General features: G+C 60.3%; 1 protein-coding gene. It reads left to right on the top strand.

The annotated features are described in order from the left end of the window. A partial coding sequence (locus SB822_RS59125) for an FAD-dependent oxidoreductase (RefSeq protein ID WP_410859379.1) occupies positions 1–252 on the top strand: 252 nt, incomplete at both ends.

Raw genomic sequence — 252 nt, 5'->3', positions numbered from 1 at the left:
CGGGCTTTCCAAAGGACGCATCAGCGTCGATGAAGATCGTCGCACATCGGTTGAGGGCATATGGGCAGGGGGTGACTGCGTTGCAGGTGGTCAGGATCTGACCGTTGCATCGGTGGAAGACGGCAAGGTTGCAGCAGAATCCATCCATGCGACGCTGACAAAACGTCCCGAAGCGATTGAAGGCTTTGCCGATGCGGTATTGTCGGGCGGCGCACTTCATGCGCCCTCCCCGTCTGCTTCGCGCGACCGCAG

Source organism: Paraburkholderia sp. SIMBA_054 (assembly GCF_046534875.1).
Classification (GTDB): Bacteria; Pseudomonadota; Gammaproteobacteria; order Burkholderiales; family Burkholderiaceae; genus Paraburkholderia; species Paraburkholderia hospita.
Note: the sequence above shows the minus strand (reverse complement) of the source record. Positions and strands in the feature narration are given on the sequence as shown.